20 protein-coding genes are annotated in these 21,198 nt (G+C 61.0%); 16 read left to right on the top strand and 4 right to left on the bottom strand.

The window, feature by feature from the left end; translation table 11 throughout:
• Nucleotides 1–472 precede the first annotated feature (472 nt).
• The 9 genes from dapA (at nt 473) to KRX51_RS04975 (ending at nt 11,441) form a co-directional block, all read left to right on the top strand.
• Complete coding sequence (dapA, locus tag KRX51_RS04935) at nt 473–1,378, top strand: 4-hydroxy-tetrahydrodipicolinate synthase (protein WP_218361854.1); 906 nt, start codon at nt 473–475, stop codon at nt 1,376–1,378.
• Complete coding sequence (locus KRX51_RS04940; protein WP_218361855.1) at nt 1,379–3,487, top strand: ribonuclease J; 2,109 nt, start codon at nt 1,379–1,381, stop codon at nt 3,485–3,487.
• Between the two features lie 137 nt (nt 3,488–3,624).
• Nucleotides 3,625–4,242 carry a TIGR03085 family metal-binding protein gene (locus KRX51_RS04945; RefSeq protein ID WP_218361856.1) on the top strand — a complete coding sequence of 206 codons (618 nt, stop codon included), beginning with the start codon at nt 3,625–3,627 and terminating at the stop codon, nt 4,240–4,242.
• 284 nt (nt 4,243–4,526) lie between these two features.
• The gene (locus KRX51_RS04950) at nt 4,527–7,685 is read left to right on the top strand and encodes a DNA translocase FtsK (protein WP_218361857.1); all 3,159 of its coding nucleotides are present in this window, start codon (nt 4,527–4,529) and stop codon (nt 7,683–7,685) included.
• Between the two features lie 193 nt (nt 7,686–7,878).
• The gene (locus KRX51_RS04955; RefSeq protein WP_218361858.1) at nt 7,879–8,994 is read left to right on the top strand and encodes a TerC family protein; all 1,116 of its coding nucleotides are present in this window, start codon (nt 7,879–7,881) and stop codon (nt 8,992–8,994) included.
• 11 nt (nt 8,995–9,005) lie between these two features.
• Entirely contained in the window at nt 9,006–9,587 is a 582-nt protein-coding gene (gene pgsA, locus KRX51_RS04960; protein ID WP_218361860.1) for a CDP-diacylglycerol--glycerol-3-phosphate 3-phosphatidyltransferase, read from the top strand.
• A 9-nt stretch (nt 9,588–9,596) separates the two neighbouring features.
• A complete protein-coding gene (locus KRX51_RS04965; RefSeq protein ID WP_218361861.1) occupies nt 9,597–10,091 on the top strand; it encodes a CinA family protein in 495 nt (164 codons plus the stop codon).
• A 56-nt stretch (nt 10,092–10,147) separates the two neighbouring features.
• The gene (locus KRX51_RS04970; protein ID WP_218361862.1) at nt 10,148–10,489 is read left to right on the top strand and encodes a helix-turn-helix domain-containing protein; all 342 of its coding nucleotides are present in this window, start codon (nt 10,148–10,150) and stop codon (nt 10,487–10,489) included.
• Nucleotides 10,490–10,613: 124 nt separating this feature from the next.
• Nucleotides 10,614–11,441 (top strand): PspA/IM30 family protein, encoded by an 828-nt coding sequence (locus tag KRX51_RS04975; protein WP_218361864.1) that lies wholly within the window; start codon nt 10,614–10,616, stop codon nt 11,439–11,441.
• A gap of 76 nt (nt 11,442–11,517) precedes the next feature.
• Here the strand turns inward: KRX51_RS04975 and KRX51_RS04980 are convergent, their stop codons facing one another.
• The 3 genes from KRX51_RS04980 to KRX51_RS04990 are packed head-to-tail and all read right to left on the bottom strand — an operon-like array spanning nt 11,518 to nt 13,399.
• The gene (locus KRX51_RS04980; protein WP_255549375.1) at nt 11,518–12,141 is read right to left on the bottom strand and encodes an energy-coupling factor transporter transmembrane protein EcfT; all 624 of its coding nucleotides are present in this window, start codon (nt 12,139–12,141) and stop codon (nt 11,518–11,520) included.
• Nucleotides 12,142–12,146: 5 nt separating this feature from the next.
• Nucleotides 12,147–12,830 carry an energy-coupling factor ABC transporter ATP-binding protein gene (locus tag KRX51_RS04985; RefSeq protein ID WP_218361867.1) on the bottom strand — a complete coding sequence of 228 codons (684 nt, stop codon included), beginning with the start codon at nt 12,828–12,830 and terminating at the stop codon, nt 12,147–12,149.
• Entirely contained in the window at nt 12,830–13,399 is a 570-nt protein-coding gene (locus KRX51_RS04990) for a biotin transporter BioY (protein WP_218361869.1), read from the bottom strand. The genes KRX51_RS04985 and KRX51_RS04990 overlap by 1 nt, the downstream gene beginning before the upstream one ends.
• A gap of 141 nt (nt 13,400–13,540) precedes the next feature.
• Between KRX51_RS04990 and KRX51_RS04995 the strand changes: the two genes are divergently transcribed.
• From KRX51_RS04995 to KRX51_RS05015, 5 genes are all read left to right on the top strand, one after another.
• On the top strand, nt 13,541–13,759 hold the full coding sequence (locus KRX51_RS04995; RefSeq protein WP_218361870.1) for a DUF3046 domain-containing protein: 219 nt from the start codon (nt 13,541–13,543) through the stop codon (nt 13,757–13,759).
• A gap of 233 nt (nt 13,760–13,992) precedes the next feature.
• Complete coding sequence (gene recA, locus KRX51_RS05000) at nt 13,993–15,090, top strand: recombinase RecA (RefSeq protein ID WP_218361871.1); 1,098 nt, start codon at nt 13,993–13,995, stop codon at nt 15,088–15,090.
• Between the two features lie 9 nt (nt 15,091–15,099).
• Nucleotides 15,100–15,720, top strand: coding sequence for a regulatory protein RecX (locus KRX51_RS05005; RefSeq protein WP_218361872.1), 621 nt, complete (start codon nt 15,100–15,102; stop codon nt 15,718–15,720).
• An 85-nt stretch (nt 15,721–15,805) separates the two neighbouring features.
• Complete coding sequence (miaB, locus tag KRX51_RS05010; protein WP_370625023.1) at nt 15,806–17,350, top strand: tRNA (N6-isopentenyl adenosine(37)-C2)-methylthiotransferase MiaB; 1,545 nt, start codon at nt 15,806–15,808, stop codon at nt 17,348–17,350.
• Complete coding sequence (locus tag KRX51_RS05015) at nt 17,343–18,044, top strand: hypothetical protein (protein ID WP_370625024.1); 702 nt, start codon at nt 17,343–17,345, stop codon at nt 18,042–18,044. The genes miaB and KRX51_RS05015 overlap by 8 nt, the downstream gene beginning before the upstream one ends.
• Nucleotides 18,045–18,119: 75 nt before the next feature.
• Here KRX51_RS05015 and KRX51_RS05020 read toward each other — a convergent pair whose 3' ends face one another.
• Complete coding sequence (locus tag KRX51_RS05020; RefSeq protein ID WP_218361873.1) at nt 18,120–19,472, bottom strand: DUF349 domain-containing protein; 1,353 nt, start codon at nt 19,470–19,472, stop codon at nt 18,120–18,122.
• A gap of 119 nt (nt 19,473–19,591) precedes the next feature.
• Between KRX51_RS05020 and KRX51_RS05025 the strand changes: the two genes are divergently transcribed.
• Both KRX51_RS05025 and miaA read left to right on the top strand, forming a co-directional pair.
• Complete coding sequence (locus KRX51_RS05025) at nt 19,592–20,266, top strand: hypothetical protein (RefSeq protein WP_218361875.1); 675 nt, start codon at nt 19,592–19,594, stop codon at nt 20,264–20,266.
• Entirely contained in the window at nt 20,260–21,174 is a 915-nt protein-coding gene (miaA, locus tag KRX51_RS05030) for a tRNA (adenosine(37)-N6)-dimethylallyltransferase MiaA (protein ID WP_218362281.1), read from the top strand. Before KRX51_RS05025 ends, miaA begins: the two co-directional genes overlap by 7 nt.
• The last annotated feature ends 24 nt before the right edge of the window (nt 21,175–21,198 follow it).

Genomic DNA, 21,198 nt, shown 5'->3' on the forward strand with positions numbered 1-21,198 from the left:
CTTCCACCAGGTGAGGCACCTTAGGTGTTGTTTGCGACCAACCCGGTCAGCGCGGCAGTCGAGAAACACCCGGCTGGTTAGCACGACCACGACTTATGTGGCAGCGACAACAGTCATGTGGAGCATTGTCGAAGGCAGGCACACAGGCAATGACCGGTTGGGCGGGCCTTTGTTGTGCGTGACTTTTATGCCCGGGATAGTAGGGTTACGGATAACAACGCGCGACAGCTATAAAAATGTGCGTGATGCAGGCGTCGTGGGCGGCGGCTGTTGAGAAATCGTTGACGAGCTATAACCGCGTGGGTTGAAAACAGGGCCCGCGTGCTGTCGTTGCGTGTCCCAAGGACAGGTTAGGCTAGTACGCCAGTACGGCTATCACCGTTGCTCCACTGTTCTTCAGTGCCGGGCGGGCCTTGTGGCCTACAGCCTGGCGCAGACGCGTGAGCACCCAACTAATAGGAAGCCAGAGATTATGACCACTGGATTCGCTTCTACCCGCGGTATTGACCACTTCGGCACTATCGGCGTTGCCATGGTGACCCCCTTCACCCCTGAGGGTGAGATCGATATTGATGCTGGCCTGAAGGTGGCCGATCACCTGATCACCAATGGCGTGGACGCCCTCGTGCTTGCGGGCACCACCGGTGAATCACCGACCACTTCGGTGTCGGAGAAGCTTCAGCTGCTGCGTGCTGTGAAGCAGGAATTCGGTGACCAAGCGAAGCTCATCGCCGGTGCTGGCACCTACAACACCGCTGAGTCCATCGAAATCGCGAAGGCTTCTGCTGAGGCAGGCGCTGACTCGCTGCTCGTGGTGACCCCGTACTACTCCAAGCCATCACAGGAAGGGCTGTACCAGCACTTCACAGCGGTGGCCGACGCTACCGACCTGCCGGTGTGCCTCTACGACATTCCGCCGCGTTCTGTGGTGCCAATTGAGACCGACACCATCCTTCGCCTTGCCGAGCATCCCAATATCGCTGCGGTTAAGGACGCCAAGGGCGACTTGGGCGCCGCAGCGGGCCTCATCGAGGACACCGACCTGGCGTGGTACTCTGGCGATGACGTTCTGAACCTGCCGTGGCTGTCGATTGGCGCCACTGGCTTTATTTCTGTGATTGGGCATGCCGCCCCGCGTCAACTGGTCGAGTTGCGTCGTCTCTTCAACGAAGGCGATATCACAGCAGCTCGCCGTATCCATGCTTCCCTTTCTCCACTATTCCGCGCCCAGGGCCGCCTGGGTGGCGTGACCTTCTCCAAGGCTGCTCTGCATTTGCAGGGCATCAATGTTGGAGAGCCCCGTTTACCTCAAATCACCCCAAATACCGAGCAGTTCGATCTGCTCGCCGAAGACCTCCGAAAGGCCGGTGTTCTCTAAGTGAGCGACAGCCGAAATCGTCCCCGCCGCGTTACCCGTAAAGCGGGTCCGCCGCAGGATGACGACAACACCAGCGGTGCCACTCAGCCCAGTGGCAGCGCCGCCAAGAAGCAGGAGAAAAAGTCGAATAACGACAACAACTCCAATAGCTCTGGCGACAACAACCGCGGTGGCTCCAACGGCCGTAACCGCAATGGCAATAACCGAGGCCAGAAAAACTCTGGTAACGACAACCGCAACCGCAATAACGGCGGCAATAACGGTGGCAATAACGGTGGCCGCAATAACAACAACGGCAAGGGCGGCAAAAACCGCGGCCGTGGCGGCAACCGCCGCAATGTTGTGCAGTCCATGCAGGGCGCTGACCTGACCAAGCGTTTGCCGGAGCCGTCGAAGGCTCCCGATAACGGCCTGCGCATTATCGCCCTGGGCGGTATCTCCGAGATTGGTCGCAATATGACCATCTTCGAGTACAAGGGCCGCATCCTGATTATCGACTGTGGTGTGCTCTTCCCGAGCTCTAACCAGCCTGGTGTGGACCTGATCCTGCCGGACTTTAGCTACCTCGACGATAAGTGGGACCGTGTCGACGCGCTCGTCATCACCCACGGTCACGAGGACCATATTGGTGCGATCCCGTGGCTGCTGAAGCAGCGCTCGGATATCCCGATTATCGCTTCTCGTTTCACCATCGCGCTGATTGAAGCTAAGTGCCAGGAGCATCGCCTGCGCCCGAAGTGCGTTGAGGTCAACGCTGACTCTCACGTCAATTACGGCCCGTTCGATGTGCGCTTCTTCAATGTCAACCACTCCATCCCGGATTGTTTGGGCATTGCCTTGAAGACCGGCGCTGGCCTGGTTGTCGCAACTGGTGACATTAAGCTCGACCAGACCCCGACCGATGGTCGCCCCACTGACTTGCCGGCGCTGTCTCGCTTCGGCGACGAGGGCATCGACCTGTTCATGTGTGACTCCACCAACGCCACCACCCCAGGTCATTCCGGGTCGGAGGCGGAACTTATCCCCGCGATGAACCGGCTAGTTGCTGACGCTAAGCAGCGCGTGATTGTCGCGACCTTCGCGTCGAACGTCTACCGCGTGCAGACAGCGGTCAATGCTGCGGTCAAGGCCGGCCGTAAGGTGGCCTTCAACGGCCGTTCCATGATTCGCAATATGCGGATCGCCCAGGAGCTTGGTTATCTCGAGGCGCCGGAAGGCACCATCATTGAGATGAACGAGGCCGCTCGCTTGGCCCCGCATAAGGTGATGCTGGTGACCACCGGTACCCAGGGTGAGCCGATGGCTGCCCTGTCCCGCATGGCCCGCCGTGAACACCGCCAAATCACCGTGCGTGACGGCGACCTGATCATCCTGTCGTCCTCCCTGGTCCCAGGCAATGAAGAGGCCGTTTTCGGCGTCATCAATATGCTTGCCCAGATTGGTGCCACTGTCATTACTGGCCGTGACGCCAAGGTGCACACCTCCGGCCACGGTTATGCCGGCGAGCTGCTGTTCCTCTACAACGCTGCTCGGCCGTCGAATGTCATGCCGATGCACGGTGAGTGGCGCCACCTGCGCGCCAATAAGGAACTGGCCATCTCCACTGGCGTGGACCGCGATAACGTGGTGCTCGCGCAGAATGGTGTTGTCGTTGACCTTGTTGATGGCCGCGCTCGCGTCGTTGGGCAGTACCCGATCGGCAACCTCTACGTCGATGGTGTGACCCTCGGCGATGTGGATGCCGATGTGCTTGCCGACCGCACCGAGATGAGCGAGGGCGGTCTCATTACCGTCACCGCCGTCATCGACAACCGCACTGGCCGCCCGCTGGAGCGCCCGAAGGCCCAGGCCCGCGGCTTCACCGAGGACACCAAGGATATTGTCGCCGAGGTGGAGAAGCAGGTCGACGAGATTATGTACGACCTGGCCGGCTCCGGCGAGAACAACCCGTACCGCATGGCTCAGCAGGTCCGCCGCCGTGTGGAGAAGGCCGTCAACTCCAAGTGGCGCCGTTCCCCGATGGTTGTTCCCACCATCGTGCCGATGAGCTCCGAGGCAGGCAATGTGCTTACCGACGACGAGGTCGAAGGCCAGCGGCCCAGCCTCTAAGCAATAGGGGAGACCCGATAACTGCTTGAGCTAGCTGCAGCGCCGGCCCATCCCGATACCCGGGGTGGGCCGGCGCTGTGCTGTAGCTGACGGGGAAGGTTGTGCCTTCTGACCGGCTAGGGTTTACGCTCACTAGCATGACTTTTTCCTCCCGTGAACGTAGAGCTCTGGCTGACTTGCTGCTTGAGCTTGGCCCCAACCAGCCCACTTTGTGTGAAGGGTGGAATACCAAGGACATGGTTGTGCACATGCGCGTGCGGGAGGCCCGGCCTGATGCCGCCGCCGGCATGTTCGTCCCCGCCCTGTCCGGTCACCTTGACAAGGTCAGCTCCGAGATTGCCGCGAACACCCCGTACACCCAGCTGGTGCGCCAGTGGGCCGGTGGCGCCCCGATGTGGAATCCGGTTCGGTGGCTGGATCGGTGGGTGAATCCGGCGGAGAATTTCGTCCACCATGAGGATGTCCGTCGTGGTCAAGATGCGTGGATGCCGCGTAATTTCGGCCCCGGTGATACCGAGCAGCTGTGGAGTATCGTGCGCACTTTCGGCAAGGTGCTGCTGAGTAAGTCTCCGGTGGATGTGGTGCTTCAGCGTCCCGACGGTGAGGCGGCGAAGGTCGTGGATAAGAAGTCCAGCCAGGCCGATGCGGTGACTGTGACTGGTGAGCCTGGTGAGTTGCTGCTGTGGGCCTTTGGCCGCGATGCTGTTGAGGTCGAGGTCGATGGGGATGCCAGCGGCATTAAGCGCGGCTTTTAGGGGCTGCGGTTAGGTGCTGGCGGTTGCCGGCGTCGCGTCTGGCCCGCGCGGCCCACTTTTTGCGCGCCGCCGCGCCCCACTCGCCACTTTCCGGCAAACCCGTACCAATTGCGCAGATCCGTGCGAATTTTCGTACGGATCTGCGCAATTCGTACGGATCTGGCTCCAGCGGCCCCTAGCCCCAGCTCCAGCGGCCCCCATCAGGCCAGAAAACGGCCACGATGTGCAAACACGCCGCGAAAGAGATGTGAAAATTGTGACTAAATACGTCTATTGTTGTTTTCATGTCTGCCACCAGCCGTGCCCGAAGTACGTCTTCCCGCACCCACCGCCGCAATGCGGGATCTCGCCCTGCGACCCAGGGTGCCGCGTCGCGTCGCCCGGGCGGCCAGAATGAATTCGACGATGGATTCGAGCGCACCGGCAGCGCATTCCGCGCTGTCGGTGCTGGCCTTGCTGGGGCGTGGGGCCAAACCGCCAGGGGAGTGGCTGGCCTGACTCGCAAGCTTTCCGGCCGCAGCGATATCGACGACGCGGTTGACGATGGCTACAACGACGAGGATTTCGCTGCCCCTGCTCAGCCGACGGACCCGACCACGGGTGCTGCCCTGGATGCTGATGAGCAGCCGACCGCGCGGGTGAGCCGGAGACGTGCGTCGCGTTCAGACGCCAGCGCCGCCGGTCCTTCCCGGCGGCGTAGTGGATCTGATAACCACGATGGTTTAGCGCTGAGCCTGCTGTGCTTGGCAGTTATTCTTGCCGCGGCTTCCTGGTTTGAGGTCGCTGGCCCGGTTGGGCGTGGCATTCATTCGGGTGTGGCTGCCATCGTCGGCCTTGGCACGTATTTGTTGCCGCTGTTGCTTGGTGGCGCAGCAGTGGGCTTGATGCTGCGCGTTTTCCCGCTGCACCGACGCAATCCCACGGTGGGGTTGGGTGCTGGCCTTATTGCTGTTGGTTTGCTGTCGGTGGTGCATATTGGTTCGGGCAGTCCGACGCAGTGGGCTGATCGCAAGACCGCTGGTGGGGCTATTGGGGCGTGGATTGGTAGCCCCATGGCGACTGGTTTCACTTCGGGCTTGGCCATTATTTTGTTGCTGGCTTTGGTGTTCTACGGTGCTCTTTTGGTCACTGGTATTAGTATCCGCCAGCTCATTGACACTGTGAGTTCGTATTTGGGTGTGGGTCGCTACGCTGCGGTTGCCGACGATGAGGGCGCCTATGACGATCCGTATGCCGATGTCGACGGTGTGATTAGTGACCGCGCTGATGATTCGGATTGGGACGCGGAGGAGACCACGGTGGCTCCGTACCGTCTTGATGAAAAGCGTGCTGCTCAGACCTCTCGGGCTGGCTCCGCCTCGCGTCGCCCCCGCCCGCGTCGTCGGCCTGCGCCTTCGCGTCGTGGTGATACTGACCTGCATAGTTTGGTTGATTCTGAGGCGAATACCGGCTCCTATGAGCGTGGCGATACGCAGCCTGAGCTTGATCTCGACACCGATCAGCAGGGGGAGCGTGCCGACGAGGAGTCCTTCGACGCGGATACCCGCACCCGTGCGATGCGCCGTAGTTCTGGTCGTAACCCGGGCCGCACTCCGGGCCGCACTCCGGTGGATAATTACCCGCCGGACGATGATTCGACCACGGTGCTTGGTCAGGTGCGTACTTCTGAGTTGCCTGCCCTTGGTGACCCGGTTCCCGATGATGCTTCCGAGCTCGATGAGGTCCGTGAGCCTCGTGCGGAGAAGAAGCCTGAGAGTTCTGATGCTGTCTCGGCGGCTACTCGTCAGCGTATGGAGGCCATTGCCGCTCGTTCTGGGGTGAACCCTGCGGCGGTTCCGGCTGCTACCCCGAAGTCGGAAACGGAGCCGAAGCCGAAGAATGTGCCGGCGCCGCGTACTGCGGAGGGCGATTATGTGTTGCCGGCGACGAATCTGCTTATCCCGGGTGATGCTCCGAAGACTCGTACTCGCGCTAATGACCGGATGATTGAGGCCATTACTGCTGTTTTCGAGGAGTTTAAGGTTGATGCCACGGTCACCGGCTTTTCCCGTGGCCCGACGGTGACGCGGTATGAGGTTGAGCTTGGCCCTGGTGTGAAGGTTTCCAAGGTCACTAATCTGCAGTCCGATATTGCTTACGCGGTGGCTACCGATAATGTGCGCCTGCTGACTCCGATTCCGGGTAAGTCGGCGGTGGGTATTGAGGTGCCTAATGACGACCGCGAGATGGTTCGGCTTGCCGACGTCCTGGAGGCGCCGAAGACGCAGGCCAATCATGATCCGATGTTGATCGGCCTGGGCAAGGATATTGAGGGCGAGTTCTTGTCGCACTCGATGCAGAAGATGCCGCACTTATTGGTTGCCGGTTCTACTGGTTCGGGTAAGTCGGCTTTCGTGAATTCGATGCTGGTATCCATCCTGACTCGTGCGACTCCCGAGGAGGTCCGCATGATTTTGGTGGACCCGAAGATGGTGGAGTTGACGCCGTATGAGGGTATTCCGCACCTGATTACGCCCATCATCACTCAGCCGAAGAAGGCTGCGGCGGCGCTGCAGTGGCTGGTTGAGGAGATGGAGCAGCGCTATATGGATATGAAGGCTGCTCGGGTGCGCCATATTAAGGACTTCAACCGCAAGATTGACGACGGCACCTTGGTGACTCCTCCGGGGTCTGAGCGCGAGTACCGCAAGTACCCGTTCATTGTGTGCATTGTCGACGAGCTCGCTGACCTGATGATGACTGCGCCGCGCGATATTGAGGACGCGATTGTGCGGATTACCCAGAAGGCACGTGCTGCTGGTATTCACCTGGTGTTGGCTACGCAGCGTCCTTCGGTGGATGTTGTCACTGGTCTGATTAAGACCAACGTCCCATCGCGGTTGGCTTTTGCTACGTCGTCGTTGACGGACTCGCGAGTCATTCTCGACCAGGGCGGTGCCGAGAAGCTCATCGGTATGGGCGATGGTCTTTTTATCCCGCAGGGCGCGGGTAAGCCTCGTCGTATTCAGGGTGCTTTCGTCACCGACGAGGAAGTCCAGGCTGTGGTGGAGGCCTGTAAGGAACAGGCTGAGCCTGATTACACCGAGGGTGTGACTGAGGATCAGGCTGCTGAGGCGAAGAAGAATATTGACCCCGATATCGGTGATGATCTCGAGGACCTTATCCAGGCTGTCGAGTTGGTTGTCACCTCCCAGTTCGGTTCGACGTCGATGTTGCAGCGCAAGTTGCGGATTGGTTTCGCCAAGGCGGGCCGGTTGATGGACCTGATGGAAACCCGCGGTGTGGTTGGGCCTTCGGAAGGTTCGAAGGCCCGCGAGGTGTTGGTCAAACCTGAGGAGTTGGACACGATTTTGTGGATGATTCGGGGTGCTGACCCAGCGGAGGCACCTAAGGACGATGATGTCAACGTCGTGGATGCCGATCCTGGCGACGGGGTGTGCTGATCTGCGCGCAAAGCGTGTAGATTGGGCCTCTGTTGGAGGGGAGTATCCCCGGACATTCCGCGACAGGGTCGTCAACACGGGTGCCTAGAGCGCCCCGGCCCCGTTTCCACGCAGGCGCATCTTGCCTGTGCTGGGTGGGAGAGACCTCCGGTTCCCGACGCTATAGCGTCGACGTTTCTACCGGAGGTTTTTCATGGACGTACCCCTGTTGGCATGGGCCATCACCATCGCAGTGGTGGTCGGTTTCATCACGTTCGACTTTTTCACCCATGTGCGCACCCCACATGAGCCGACATTAAAAGAGGCCGGCGGCTGGACGCTGTTCTATATCGTCGTCGCTCTTCTTTTTACCGGCGCTGTCTGGGTGTTTTGGGACCACGCGCGGGCAATTGAGTTTCTTTCCGGTTATGTGACTGAGAAGGCCCTCTCGGTCGATAACCTCTTCGTTTTCGCGTTGATTATTGCCGCGTTCAAGATTCCCCGGCAGCACCAGCAGAAGGTGCTGCTATTCGGTATCGCGATGGCATTGGTGTTCCGCACGGTATTCATCGTGTTGGGCGCTGCGGTCATTTCGGCGTGGTCCGATGTGTTCTACCTGTTCGCGATCTTCTTGTTCTATACCGCGGCGAAAACAGTGTGGGATGAGGCTTCCGACGCGCCGGAGAAGGACCCTTCGGAGATGGCCGTCATCAAGTGGACCCGTAAGGTCATTCCGCTGACGAATGATTATCACGGTGACCGGATGACTAAGCGGATCAAGGGCACTTTGCATTTCACGCCGCTGGCGGTGGCCCTGGTCTCCATTGGCTTTATTGATGTGATGTTCGCCTTCGATTCGATTCCGGCCATCTATGGTCTGACGAAGGAGGCATATATCGTTTTCACCGCCAATGCCCTTGCGTTGATGGGCCTGCGGCAGATGTATTTCCTGCTCGACGGTTTGCTGGACCGTTTGGTGTACTTGGCCTATGGCTTGGGTGTGGTGCTGGGCTTTATTGCCATCAAACTTGGCCTGCACGCTTTGCATGAGAATAAGTTGCCGTTTATCAATGGCGGCAACCCTGTGCCGGTGCCCGAGATTGGTACTGGGACCTCGCTGCTTGTCATCGTCGGGGTGTTGACGGTGACCGTTATTGCCTCCTGGATCAAGATCAAACGGGACGAGAATATGGGGGCTATCGCCATTCCCCGCACTATCGCAGATACACCTATCGACGACGACGGTCAGACCCCCTCGGGTCAGGGGAGTGCTGGTGTCCGTAAGCAGGCGTTGGATCCCCACACTGCCGCCGACGATTCCAACGAGTAGTCTTTACAGCCGTGACCGTCACCGACTTCCGCACCCAGGCCCCGTCTAATTGGAATCTTCCCAATGTGTTGACGGTGGCCCGAATCGTGTTCGTGCCGGTATTCCTGTGGCTTTTGCTGCACGATAACGGCGCCTCAGCTTCCTGGCGATGGTGGGCAACCTTAGTGTTCTGCCTGCTCATGGCTACAGACAAGGTGGATGGCTACCTTGCCAGGTCCAGGGGGTTGATCACGGACTTCGGCAAGATGGCTGATCCCATCGCCGATAAATTCCTCATGATTGGTGCCCTTGTGGGGCTGTGCCTTATTGAGGTGCTGCCCTGGTGGGTGGCGATCATCATTATCGTCCGTGAGCTGGGCATTACCTTGTGGCGACTGGTGCAGTTGCAGGCTGGCAGTGTGGTGCCTGCCTCTCAGGGCGGCAAGGTGAAGACTGTCACCCAGACCCTGGCTGTAGTGATGTTCCTGATCCCGTGGGGTTGGGTGCACTGGTTGGCCTGGGTGGTGATGATTGCAGCGCTGGTGGTGACCGTCGTTACCGGTGTGCAGTACATCCTGGATGCTCGTAAAGCGGCCAAGGAATACGCGGGGTAGCTGCGCGGTATGTCGCATTTCAGTACCCGTGATCTTGTCTCGGAGCTGATTTCGCGGAGTGAGACTGTGGCTACCGCGGAGTCGCTGACGGCCGGTTTGTTGGCTGCCGATATCGCGAGTGTGCCTGGTGCTTCTGCGGTGTTGCGGGGTGGTTTGGTTGTCTATGCCACTGACCTCAAGGCGAGTCTTGCCGGCGTTGATGATGAGATTTTGGCGCAGTACGGCCCGGTAGCTGCAGAAACGGCAATTGAGCTTGCCGACGGTGCCCGCGACCGTTGTGGCTCTGACTGGGCGTTATCGCTGACGGGTGTGGCGGGCCCGGACCCGCAAGATGGGCACCAGCCCGGTGAGGTGTGGTGCGGTGTGGCCGGGCCGCATGGCAGCCGTGCGGTGTTATTGCCGATCGAGGGGCAGTCTCGTGAGGAGATTCGTCATGAGTCGGCTTCTCGGGCGGTGCAATTATTGCTGCATACCCTGCGTGGCGAGCTTCCGTTGGATATTTAGTCCGGTTTTCGACTGCTACTGGAACAAAACCGCCATGTGATTCGTTGAACCTAGTGATGACTAACCACACCATGACCCTGCCGGCGCCCGCAGATCGCGGTGTCGCCAGCGTTGCCCCAGAAACTGAGCCGTCTGCCGAGCCGCTGCTGCGCGCAGCGCTGGGCGAGGCTTTGCGTGATATCCGTTCTCGCAACGGCATGACGCTGCGTCAGCTCTCCCAGGCTGCTGCGGTCAGCCCGGGCTATCTTTCGGAGCTCGAGCGTGGGCGTAAGGAAGTTTCTTCGGAGCTTTTGGCCTCGGTTTGTCACGGTCTGGATATCTCGGTTGCCGATGTCCTTATTGAGGCAGCTGGCGCGATGGTGCTGCACTCGGCACGCCCCGAAATGGCTGCAATGTAAAACCGCAGCACCGGTGCGATGCCCGCCTGCGGCGGGTATCGTTTTGGTTTGTGATGGCTGTTTGGCAGCCAATTGATTTATGGACGAATTCCCCGTCTGACCCTCAGGAAGGCACGCAGAAACCATGGCCAATCCCTTTGCCAAGTTCTGGAATTACATGATGGCGCTACTTGACTCCAAGGTGGAGGAAAACGCGGACCCGAAGATCCAGATCGAGCAGGCTATCGCGGACGCTCAGCGCCAGCACCGGGATCTTTCCCAGCAGGCAGCTGCGGTCATTGGTAATCAGCGTCAGCTCGAGATGCGACTGAACCGCCAGCTCGCCGAGATCGAGAAGCTGCAGGGCAATACCCGCCAGGCGCTGCAGATGGCCGATAAGGTCCGCTCCGAAGGCGATACCGCCAAGGCCGTCGAGTATGAAAATGCTGCTGAGGCTTTCGCCGCCCAGCTCGTGACCGCCGAGCAGTCCGTCGAGGACCTCAAGGCATTGCACGATCAGTCTTTGCAGCAGGCCGACCAGGCCAAGAAGGCTGTGGAGCGCAACTCGATGCAGTTGCAGCAGAAGGTCGCGGAGCGCACCAAGCTGCTGTCTCAGCTTGAGCAGGCCAAGATGCAGGAAAAGGTCTCCGAATCGCTGCAGTCGATGAACCAGCTTGGCTCCGGCAATACCCCGAACCTGGATCAGGTGCGGGAGAAGATCGAGCGCCGCTACGCCAACGCCCTGGGGCAGGCTGAACTGGCGGAAAACTCTGTTGAGGGCCGGATGGCTGAGATTGAGCAGGCTTCGGTGCAGATGGCCGGCCACTCTCGTCTGGAGCAGATTCGCGCCCAGATGAATTCGGATAATGCCCTGTCCTCTGGTGAGACCAAGTCCATCGAAGCTAATTCGGCTGGCTCCGCGCAGGCTGACCCGGAGGTCGCCGCTAAGCTGCGCGAACTGCGTGGTGAGTAAGCACTAGCGATAATGATGTGCAGCGCCCGTCGGGGATTGGTCCCGGCGGGCGTTGTTGTGTCTCACCGGGCCGTGATTAGTCGCCGAGGCCGCGGGCGAGCAGTGCGTCTGCGACGTCCTCGGAGCGCTTCACAGTGCGCACGATGACTGGCACCCCGAATGAAGCCGGTGTGATGCGGCCCCCACGGGCGCGTCGGGCATCGAGTACCTGCTGCACCGTTAATACCTGAAGCGGAATCAGGCGCAGGGTGAGGGAGAAAGCCAGGGAAATGGTCTGAGTCGGCACGCCGATATGGCTCAGTGGTGCAAGTACTCGGTCGAGTACCTCCATCACGTCCGATACCCGCGTCGTTAATGCCACCAATGTTGCGGCGACCACAGAGGCGAAAATGGATAGGAACATCACCCCGGCGCGCTCCCATGTTGTTGCCAATAGGCCCTGCAAGATCGCGAGGAAGGCAAGGACCGGGGCGGCAAGCACAATCTGCACCATCGTGATCCGCCACGGAATACGGCCGATGATGTAGCCGGCGAAGGCTACAAGCACGCACACCCCAGAGGACAGCAACGTATCGGCCCATAGCGTCACACCGATCGTGAACGCGATAACAGTGAGCATTTTCCACCCAGCGGGCAGACGGTGGATTACCGAACCTGTTGGTACATAGACGGATAAGGGGATAGGTAGCTTCTTCGCCATGGGCTTTAGCCACCCATCCGGGCCACATAGTCGGCGATGACCCGTTCAGGTTCGCCATCATCGACGAGAAGGCCGTCCTCAAAGCACAGCACCCGGTCGAAGCCCTCGAGGAAATCAAGATCATGGCTGACCACGATGAGCTGCTGCGCTAGTTCAGCAAAGACGTGGTGTAACTGCCGACGGTTGCGCAGATCGAGCAATGTGGTGGGCTCATCGGCGATGATGAGGTCCGGTTCTAAGACCAGTACGGAGGTCAGGGCCAGGAGCTGCTTTTGGCCGCCGGATAGCGTGTGTGGCGAAGCGTCGGCATGATCGGCCAGGCCAACGTCGGCAAGCGCGCGGGAGACCATCTCGGCGCGGTCGGCTTTTTTCACTTTGCGCTGCCGCAGCGAAAACCCCACATCCTCAGCCACTGTGGGCATCACGATCTGGCTGTCTGCATCTGAGAAGACAAAACCCACCCGGCGGCGCACTGCACGGCCATCGGAAGACGGGTTGACCCCGTCGACGGTGACGGTGCCTGTTGTTGCGTCGTCGAGGCCATTGATGAGGCGTACGAAGGTTGACTTGCCGCCACCATTGGGGCCGATGATGCCGATGCGCTGCTCAGAAAGTGCAACGGACACCGGCCCGATGGCGCGGCGTCCGAAGAAATCACAGGTCACATCGGTGAACTGGATCGTAGGCATTAGGCAGTTCGGGAGGTACGGGGGCGCAGCTGGGGGACAGCCTTGAGAACCGCGATGGCGATAAGGGCAGCGAAGACAACCTTGACCAGGTCCAGTGGGATATAGACGCCATTGGAAAGCAGCGCCTCGGTGAAAGGCAGGTCGGTTCGGAAGATCAGGCCGATAGAGCCCAGCACGTACATGGCGATGAGGCCAACGATGCCGGCGCCGGTGAACAGGGCGAACTGGCCGCCGCTGCTGCTGGGGCGCTTGGCGGTGAGCATACCTACCAGGAACGCGGCGAGGATATAGCCAGCCAGGTAGCCGATGGTGGGCCCGGACAGGGCGGCAAGGGTGGTTTTCATTCCTGCGAGGTTTGGCACATTGAGTAGGCCGACGGCGAGGAACAGGATGACTGCGAGGGTGCCGCGCTTCCAGCCGAGCAGCATGCCCACCAGGATGACGCCCATATTCTGCAACACAATGGGTACCCCGAGCACGCCGACGGGGATGGCGACAAGGCCGAGGACAATGATGAGCGCGGCAAACGCCGCGATGAGGACGAGGTCTCGAATAGCGTTTTTCTGCACGGCGTTTAGCGTAGTACATAACTTGAACGGCGATCATTGTTTTCCCACCGGCACGGTCCTGCGGTGTCTTGATCGCTGTTTCATGAGGTTGTGGTGGGTCGGAACACCCCCGACGGACTAGTGCCACGTATGGTGCGACACATGCGGTTGGCGGAGTTCTACAGGAATGTGGCAGCAGAATTTGGCGATATCCACGGCACCTACCTTGTGCAGTCACACGTGCTGTCTGATCGCGGCATAACCGCTGAAGAAGCCATTGAACGCGGAGATGACCTGCGTGAAGTCTGGTGGGGGCTGTGCCGCGATAATGATGTGCCCAAACAGCGATGGCTCGGCCCTGATGAGGCAAGCCAGGATTAGTGCACGCCAGTAGTGCATTCGAATACGTATTCGACTAAGCTGTGTTGTGCGCCGGCAATGTCCACGCCTGCAGTACAAATACCCAGTGACAGCAACGAGGGTGCACACGGCACCTGAGAACACAAAAGTTTTTAGCGAAGCAGGGAACCTCACACCCGCCTCGTGGCGTCTAAGTAGTGCGGGAACGCCTCCCGCTGAACCTGCTAAGCCGCCAAACATCAAAAGGAGACACAGTGGCGAAGAAGAAGACCGCATCAGCGTCCACCGGCAATGACCGGATCAAGGCGCTCGATGTCGCCCTGGCCAATATCGAGAAAGACTTCGGTAAAGGCGCAGTCATGCGCCTCGGTGATGAAAAGCGCCCACCGATCGGCGCGATCTCATCCGGCAATATCGCCGTCGACGTTGCCCTTGGCATCGGTGGTTTCCCACGTGGCCGCGTGGTGGAAATTTACGGCCCGGAGTCCTCGGGTAAAACCACCGTCGCCCTGCACGCAATCGCTGAGGCCCAGCGGGCCGGTGGAATCGCCGCTTTTATCGACGCTGAGCACGCCCTGGACCCCGAATACGCCCGCAAGCTGGGTGTGGATACCGACAACCTGCTGGTCTCACAGCCTGATACCGGCGAACAGGCGCTGGAGATCGCCGATATGTTGATTCGCTCTGGCGCAATCGACATCATCGTCGTCGACTCGGTGGCCGCGCTGACCCCGAAGGCCGAAATTGACGGCGAAATGGGTGACTCGCACGTCGGCCTGCAGGCACGTTTGATGAGCCAGGCACTGCGCAAAATGACCGGTGCACTATCCCACTCCGGCACCACCGCCATCTTCATTAACCAGCTCCGCGAGAAGATCGGTGTCATGTTCGGGTCCCCAGAAACCACCACCGGTGGTAAGGCACTGAAGTTCTACGCCTCGGTCCGCTGCGACGTGCGCCGCATCCAGACCCTCAAGGACGGCCAGGACGCCGTGGGTAACCGCACCAAACTCAAGGTGGTCAAGAACAAGGTCTCACCGCCATTCAAGATTGCCGAGTTCGACATTCTCTACGGTGAGGGCATTTCCCGAGAGGGCTCCATCATCGACATGGCCGTCGACAACGGCATTGTCAAAAAGTCCGGCTCCTGGTTTACCTACGAAGGCGATCAGCTCGGCCAAGGCAAGGAAAAGGCCCGCCTGCACCTGAAGGAAAACCCGGCATTGGCCGAAGAGATCGAAATCAAGATCAAAAAGAAGCTCGGCGTGGGCGAGTACGCCAACGCCCCAGCCGAAGAGCCCGATGCCGACGCTCCGGTCGACCTCGTACCGGACTTCGGTGACGATAAGTAGTCACCCACCGTGAGCACCGCTAGGCCCAACCAGGGCCCTGACCCGGAGACCATCGACAAACTGCGCCGCGCACTAGAAGCCGCGCACGCCCATGCCGATGGCTCCGGGATTATCGACCCCGTCGCAGAAGCCCAGCGCGCTCCGGTGCGCAATAAGGCCCTCCGGCTACTCGATCAGCGCGCCCGCTCACGTGAAGAACTACGCCGCAGAATCGCCGAAAATCCCGAATTCGAGCCGCAAATTATCGACGAAGTCCTCGGCAGCCTGGAATCCTCAGGGCTTATCGACGATCACACCTTCGCCACTGAATGGGTACGACAACGCGCCGCCCGCCGCGGAAAATCACGCCGCGTCCTCGATAAAGAACTACGCGATAAAGGCGTCGCAGAACACCACCGGGCCAGCGCCCTTGAGCAAGTAAGCGACGACGACGAGGTCGATATGGCCCAGGGCCTGGCAGAAAAGAAAGCCAGAACAATCAAAAACCCACCCGCCGACCGCGCCGAACACCAAAAGAACCTCCGGCGGGTACTCGGCGTCCTGGCCCGCCGCGGCTTTGCCCAGCACATCGCCATGCCGGTAGCCACCAGCGCACTGAACCAGCGCTACGCGGAACTAGAGCAGCCATAAGGGCAACCGCCCACATAATGCGGCGTTCGCCGCCCACCGGAGGCGATTCTTAGGTTCACCGCCCAGGGGGCTATCCTTGCTTCCCGTGACACACCCCAGCCCCACCAGCGCCACCACCCAGCACGGCGCCGGACGCACCTACGAAGTGCGCACATTCGGCTGCCAGATGAACGTCCATGACTCTGAGCGGCTCTCCGGCCTGCTCGAAGACGACGGGTACCGCCGCGCTACCGCCAATGAAGAACCCGACGTCATCGTCTTCAACACCTGCGCCGTGCGCGAAAACGCCGACAACCGCCTCTACGGCACCCTCGGCCAACTCAAACCGGTCAAACAAAACCACCCCGGAATGCAGATCGCCGTCGGCGGCTGCATGGCCCAAAAAGACCGCGACCTGGTAGTACGCAAAGCCCCCTGGGTCGATGTTGTCTTCGGCACCCACAATATGGGCTCCCTGCCCACCCTGCTCGAACGAGCCGCCCATAATGACGCCGCCCAAGTAGAAATCCGGGAAGCCCTCGAAGAGTTCCCCTCAGTGCTGCCCGCCCGGCGCGAATCGCCGTACTCGGGGTGGGTATCGGTCTCCGTGGGCTGCAATAACACCTGTACGTTCTGCATCGTGCCGTCACTACGCGGCAAAGAACGCGACCGCCGCCCAGGCGATATCATCGCCGAGGTATCCGCCCTCGTCGAACAAGGCGTTTCCGAAGTCACCCTCTTAGGACAAAACGTCAACGCCTACGGCGTCCACTTCGACGATCCGAATATGCCCCGCGACCGCTTCGCGTTCTCCAAACTGCTGCGCGCCTGCGGCGATATCGACGGGCTTGAGCGGCTGCGGTTCACCTCCCCGCACCCGGCCGAATTCACCGACGACGTCATCGACGCCATGGCCGAAACCCCCAATATCTGCCCGCAGCTGCACATGCCACTGCAATCAGGCTCAGACCGGGTTCTCAAAGCCATGCGGCGGTCCTACCGCACCAAAAAATTCCTCGGAATCCTCGACAAAGTCCGCGACAAAATGCCCAACGCGGCGATAACCACGGACATCATCGTCGGCTTCCCCGGCGAAACCGACGAAGATTTCGAAGCCACCCTCGACGTGGTCGAAAAGTCCCGCTTCGTCTCCGCTTACACCTTCCAATACTCGCCACGGCCGGGAACCCCGGCAGCGACAATGGACGATCAGGTTCCCGCGGAGGTTGTGCGGGAACGCTACGGGCGACTGATGGAACTCCAGGAACGCATCAGCGGCGAAGAAAACGCCACCCTCATCGGTACCGACGCCCAGATTCTGGTCAGTGCCCACGAGGGGCGCCGCAATAACGTCACCGGGCGCATGTCCGGGCGTTCCCGCGACGGCCGCCTGGTGCACTTCACCCCAGATGAATCCATGCGTGAAACCATCCGCCCGGGTGATTACCTCACCGCGCGGGTGACAGAGGCCGCCCCGCACTTTGTGATCGCCGACGGTGGGGTTCATTCGCACACCCGCACCCGCGCAGGGGATATGTGGGAAGCCGGCCAGACCCCGACAACGAAACCCGCCGGTGTCGGACTAGGCTTGCCACGGATAGGTCGGCCAACTCCGGCGCAAAGCCCAAACACGGGATGTGGTTGTGACTAATACCAGCGAAACTCCGAATCTGGACCCCAAAGCCAAAGACGATCTGCGCGATGAAGAACGACGCGTGGCAGGGGAAATCCCGCTGACACCGGCACTAATTCCGGTGCTGGTGTTCGCAATCCTGCTCATCATGTCGTTGTTCCTGCCGCACTCCGGCCCGGTGCTCGGGCTCGACGTGTTGCTGGACACCGATGTCGCCCAGGTCAACAGCACCAAAGCACCAGAGCGCATCTACAGCGTCCTGGCTCTGGTATCTGCTCTATTGGCGTTCGCCACCTTGCTGTCCCGTTCGGCCGTCGTAGCGCTATTCGGCTGGGGTTTTGCCTGCGTGACCACGGTGTATTCAATGTTCGCCGGCTGGATGCGCCAGACTCGCCCCCTCACCATTACCGGTGAAGGCATCTCTTACGGGCTCGTGCTGGGCATGATCGCCGCATTCGGCCTTGCGGTGTCGTTCTCCCTGCTGGTGTTCCGGCGCACCACCCGCCAAGCCGCCATTGCCTTAGCGCGCCGCGAGCACGTGCATTCTGACCCGGTGCTGCGCGCCCAGCAGCAGTACCTCCGTTCGGGACTGACGCCGAATACACAGACCAACCTTGAGGTCGTCGATGACCGCCGCGCCCGCGCCCGCCGTCGGCACGCCGCCAGCAAGAACACCAACAGCAGCTCTGCTGCCGACAGCACCGAGAACTAACTACGCCAAGCAGTACACAAAACCGCGCCCCCGTAAAAAGCCTTAACGGGGGCGCGGTGCTGTGTGCAGAAACTATTAGAGCGATTCCAGAGCCTGGCGGGCAGCGTCGGCCCACTCACGCCACTGGGCAGCCGACTCCCGGGCCTCGGCGGCCTTCTTCGCCCGACCCTTGGCCTCTAATTGCTTAGCCTGCTGCTCAAAGTCAGCGGCACGCTGCTCAAACTGGGCCACACGAGCCTGGGCCTCGGGGTCATTGCGGCGCCAATGGGAGTCAGCGGCATCGGCGACGCGCTTTTCCAGCGCACCAATTTTCTGCTCAAACTCGCGCACCCGATCGCGTGGCACAAAACCAATCGCATCCCACTTTTCCTGCAGCGTATTGAGCTCCTGGCGGGCAGCATCGAGATTCTTCTCCGGCTGGATGCGCGGCTCGAACTCGGCAATCAACGCGTCCTTGGCCTGCGCATTGGCCTCAAATTCCTTATCCCGCTGCGCATTGACCGCATTGCGGGCAGCGAAGAAATGGTCCTGGGCAGCCTTGAACTGTGCCCACAGCTTGTCGTCGACATCACGCGGGGCGCGGCCGGCGGCCTTCCACCGTTTCATCAGCTCCCGGTATGCGCTGGCCGTACCGGCCCAGTCCGTCGAATCCTGCAGCTTCTCGGCCTCGGCGATGATGTCTTCCTTCGTGCGCTTAGCAGCAGCACGAGTGCGGTCGAGTTCGGCGAAATGGGCGCCGCGGCGCCGGTTGAAGGCGTCCCGGGCCTTCGAGTACCGCTTCCACAAGGCATCGTCGGTTTCCCGGTCAATACCCCGGATAGTGCGCCACTCTTCAAGGATGTCGCGCAGCCGGTCGCCGGCGGCCTTCCACTCCGTGGATTCCTCAGCGATGGTTTCCGCCTCAGCGGCCAGCTCCTCGCGACGAGCAATAGCCTCCGCGCGGCGCTTGGTCTTTTCCTCCTGGGCGCGCTCCTTTGCTGAACCTGCCTCAGCAATCACCGCGTCCAGGCGCTTATCGAGGGCGTTGAGGTCGCCGACGACATTGGCGTCGGAAAGCCCAGCACGCAGGGTGGTGGCCTTCTCAGCGATGGCGGTGGCCTCATCGGGGTGGGTGTGCAGTCGCTCTTCTAGAACGACGACCTCGGTGGCCATATCGTCGAATTTCTTACCGAAGTGCGTCAGCGCCTCCTTGGCATCACCGGCCTGCCAGGACCCAACAACGCGCTCACCATCGCCGGTAATGACGTAGACAGTGCCGTCCTCATCGACGCGGCCCCACTTGCTGGGATCGGCGGCGGGCACCTGAACGACCGCGGCGGGCCGGGCCGCCGGACGGGCAGGACGGGCTCCAGGGCGGGGGCCGGGACGCGGTCCAGGCTTCGGGCCGGGCGTAGCGCCGGGAGTGGGGGAGGAGGGCTTTTCAGACATGGCGACTGCTTTCTGATTCCTTCTGTGCCGCGCGACACGGCTGCCAACTGCGTATGACGCGCCTAGTATCGCACGTTTGCCCCGACTGTGGCCCGCCTACCCACGGTATCCTCGACCTCGTGTCTGCTGAACTCATCATCATGCCAGGGGCCCCGCTGCTCGTACCTGAGCTCTCCGGCGCTGACGAGACAGCCACGGCTGTGCGCACCCATCTTCTCGACGCCCTGAGCCAAGCCCTTGCCGCCTCCAACACTGCGCCGGTGGTGGTGCTTGCCGACGGCCCGGACGTGTCGTCCCCGGTAGCGGGATCACTGAAGCCCTGGGGAGCGGATATCACTATCGGCGCCGGACATCGCCTGGCGGAGATCCTCGCCCGGTGGGCACTACGCGAATGCGGTGCGGACCCGGTGGCGGCCACGGCACGGCTAGGGCTACCCCAACCAGACACAGCTGAGTACCGGTTCCACGCCGATGCTCACCAGGTCTATCTTGTTGTCGCAGAAGGCCCGGCGGCGTTGACTCCGCGGGCCCCGCTGACCGATATTCCAGTCGCCCACGACGTCAATAAGGCCTGCACGCAGATCGCGGCACTCGACCGGGTCGCCGAAGCTCAGGCGGCACTGGCCGGTTTCGACGGCAGCGACTCTGCGGCCATAGAACAGATCGGGTTCTATACCGCCGATATTTGGCACCAGCTGGCAGAGTTGGCCATCGCCACCGACCCCAGGGCCGAAGCAACCTTCCACACCAGCGCCCACGGGGTCGGCTACCACGTTGCGAGGTGGGCCTGGTGAGCGCACCAACGCCGATCGCTGTTATTGGCCCCACCGGCAGCGGCAAATCTGACCTTGGCCTGGAGCTTGCCGAATACTTCCATGGCGAGATCATCAATGTGGACTCCATGCAGCTCTACCGCGGCATGGATATCGGTACCGCGAAACTGCCCGTGGCGCAGCGCCGCGGTATCCCGCATCATCTGCTCGATGTCCTTGATGTGACCGAGCCGGCCTCTGTTGCGGCGTACCAACAGCAGGCCATTGCCGTGGTTGAGGACCTTCGGGCCCGCAATATCACCCCGATTCTGGTGGGTGGTTCGATGCTTTATGTCCAGTCGCTTGTGGATGACTGGCAGTTTCCCCCAACCGACCCCGAGGTCCGGAAGAAATGGGAACGCACCCAGGATGAGATTGGCGTTGAGGCCCTGCATAAGCACCTCGCCAGCGTCGACCCGGCCGCGGCGAGCACCATCGAAACCCGCGACCCCCGCCGCATTGTGCGCGCACTGGAGGTTATTGAACTGACCGGGAAACCATTCGCGGCAACAAAACCCCCGGTCAACGCGCCGCCACGGTGGGGTACCCACATCATTGGGATGGGCACTGTCAACGAGTGGCTGCACGAACGCATCGCCCAGCGCGCCCACACCATGTTCGACGCGGGTTTAGTGGAGGAGGTGCGCGGCCTTATCGACGTTGGCCTGCGCGATGGTGTCACCGCCAGCAAAGCCATCGGGTACTCCCAGGCTCTTGAGCTTCTTGATGGCACACTCACCGAGGCCGAGGCCCGCGAACAGACCATCATCGGCACCCGCCGTTACGTGCGTCGGCAGCGTTCCTGGTTTAAACGCGACCCCCGGGTCCAGTGGGTCGATGCCGCGGCCCCCAATGTGGTTGGCGAGGCCTTGCGCACACTTGGCCACTAACCGGGGCCGGGTACCATTCGTGCC

This window comes from Corynebacterium sp. TAE3-ERU12 (genome assembly GCF_019209905.1).
Lineage (GTDB): Bacteria > Actinomycetota > Actinomycetes > Mycobacteriales > Mycobacteriaceae > Corynebacterium.

Coding starts and splice junctions, on each gene's coding strand:
- dapA (WP_218361854.1), top strand. CDS start 473: ATGACCACTGGATTCGCTTCTACCCGCGGTATTGACCACTTCGGCACT.
- KRX51_RS04945 (WP_218361856.1), top strand. CDS start 3,625: ATGACTTTTTCCTCCCGTGAACGTAGAGCTCTGGCTGACTTGCTGCTT.
- KRX51_RS04950 (WP_218361857.1), top strand. CDS start 4,527: ATGTCTGCCACCAGCCGTGCCCGAAGTACGTCTTCCCGCACCCACCGC.
- KRX51_RS04955 (WP_218361858.1), top strand. CDS start 7,879: ATGGACGTACCCCTGTTGGCATGGGCCATCACCATCGCAGTGGTGGTC.
- KRX51_RS04965 (WP_218361861.1), top strand. CDS start 9,597: ATGTCGCATTTCAGTACCCGTGATCTTGTCTCGGAGCTGATTTCGCGG.
- KRX51_RS04970 (WP_218361862.1), top strand. CDS start 10,148: ATGACTAACCACACCATGACCCTGCCGGCGCCCGCAGATCGCGGTGTC.
- KRX51_RS04975 (WP_218361864.1), top strand. CDS start 10,614: ATGGCCAATCCCTTTGCCAAGTTCTGGAATTACATGATGGCGCTACTT.
- KRX51_RS04980 (WP_255549375.1), bottom strand. CDS start 12,141: ATGGCGAAGAAGCTACCTATCCCCTTATCCGTCTATGTACCAACAGGT.
- KRX51_RS04985 (WP_218361867.1), bottom strand. CDS start 12,830: ATGCCTACGATCCAGTTCACCGATGTGACCTGTGATTTCTTCGGACGC.
- KRX51_RS04995 (WP_218361870.1), top strand. CDS start 13,541: ATGCGGTTGGCGGAGTTCTACAGGAATGTGGCAGCAGAATTTGGCGAT.
- KRX51_RS05020 (WP_218361873.1), bottom strand. CDS start 19,472: ATGTCTGAAAAGCCCTCCTCCCCCACTCCCGGCGCTACGCCCGGCCCG.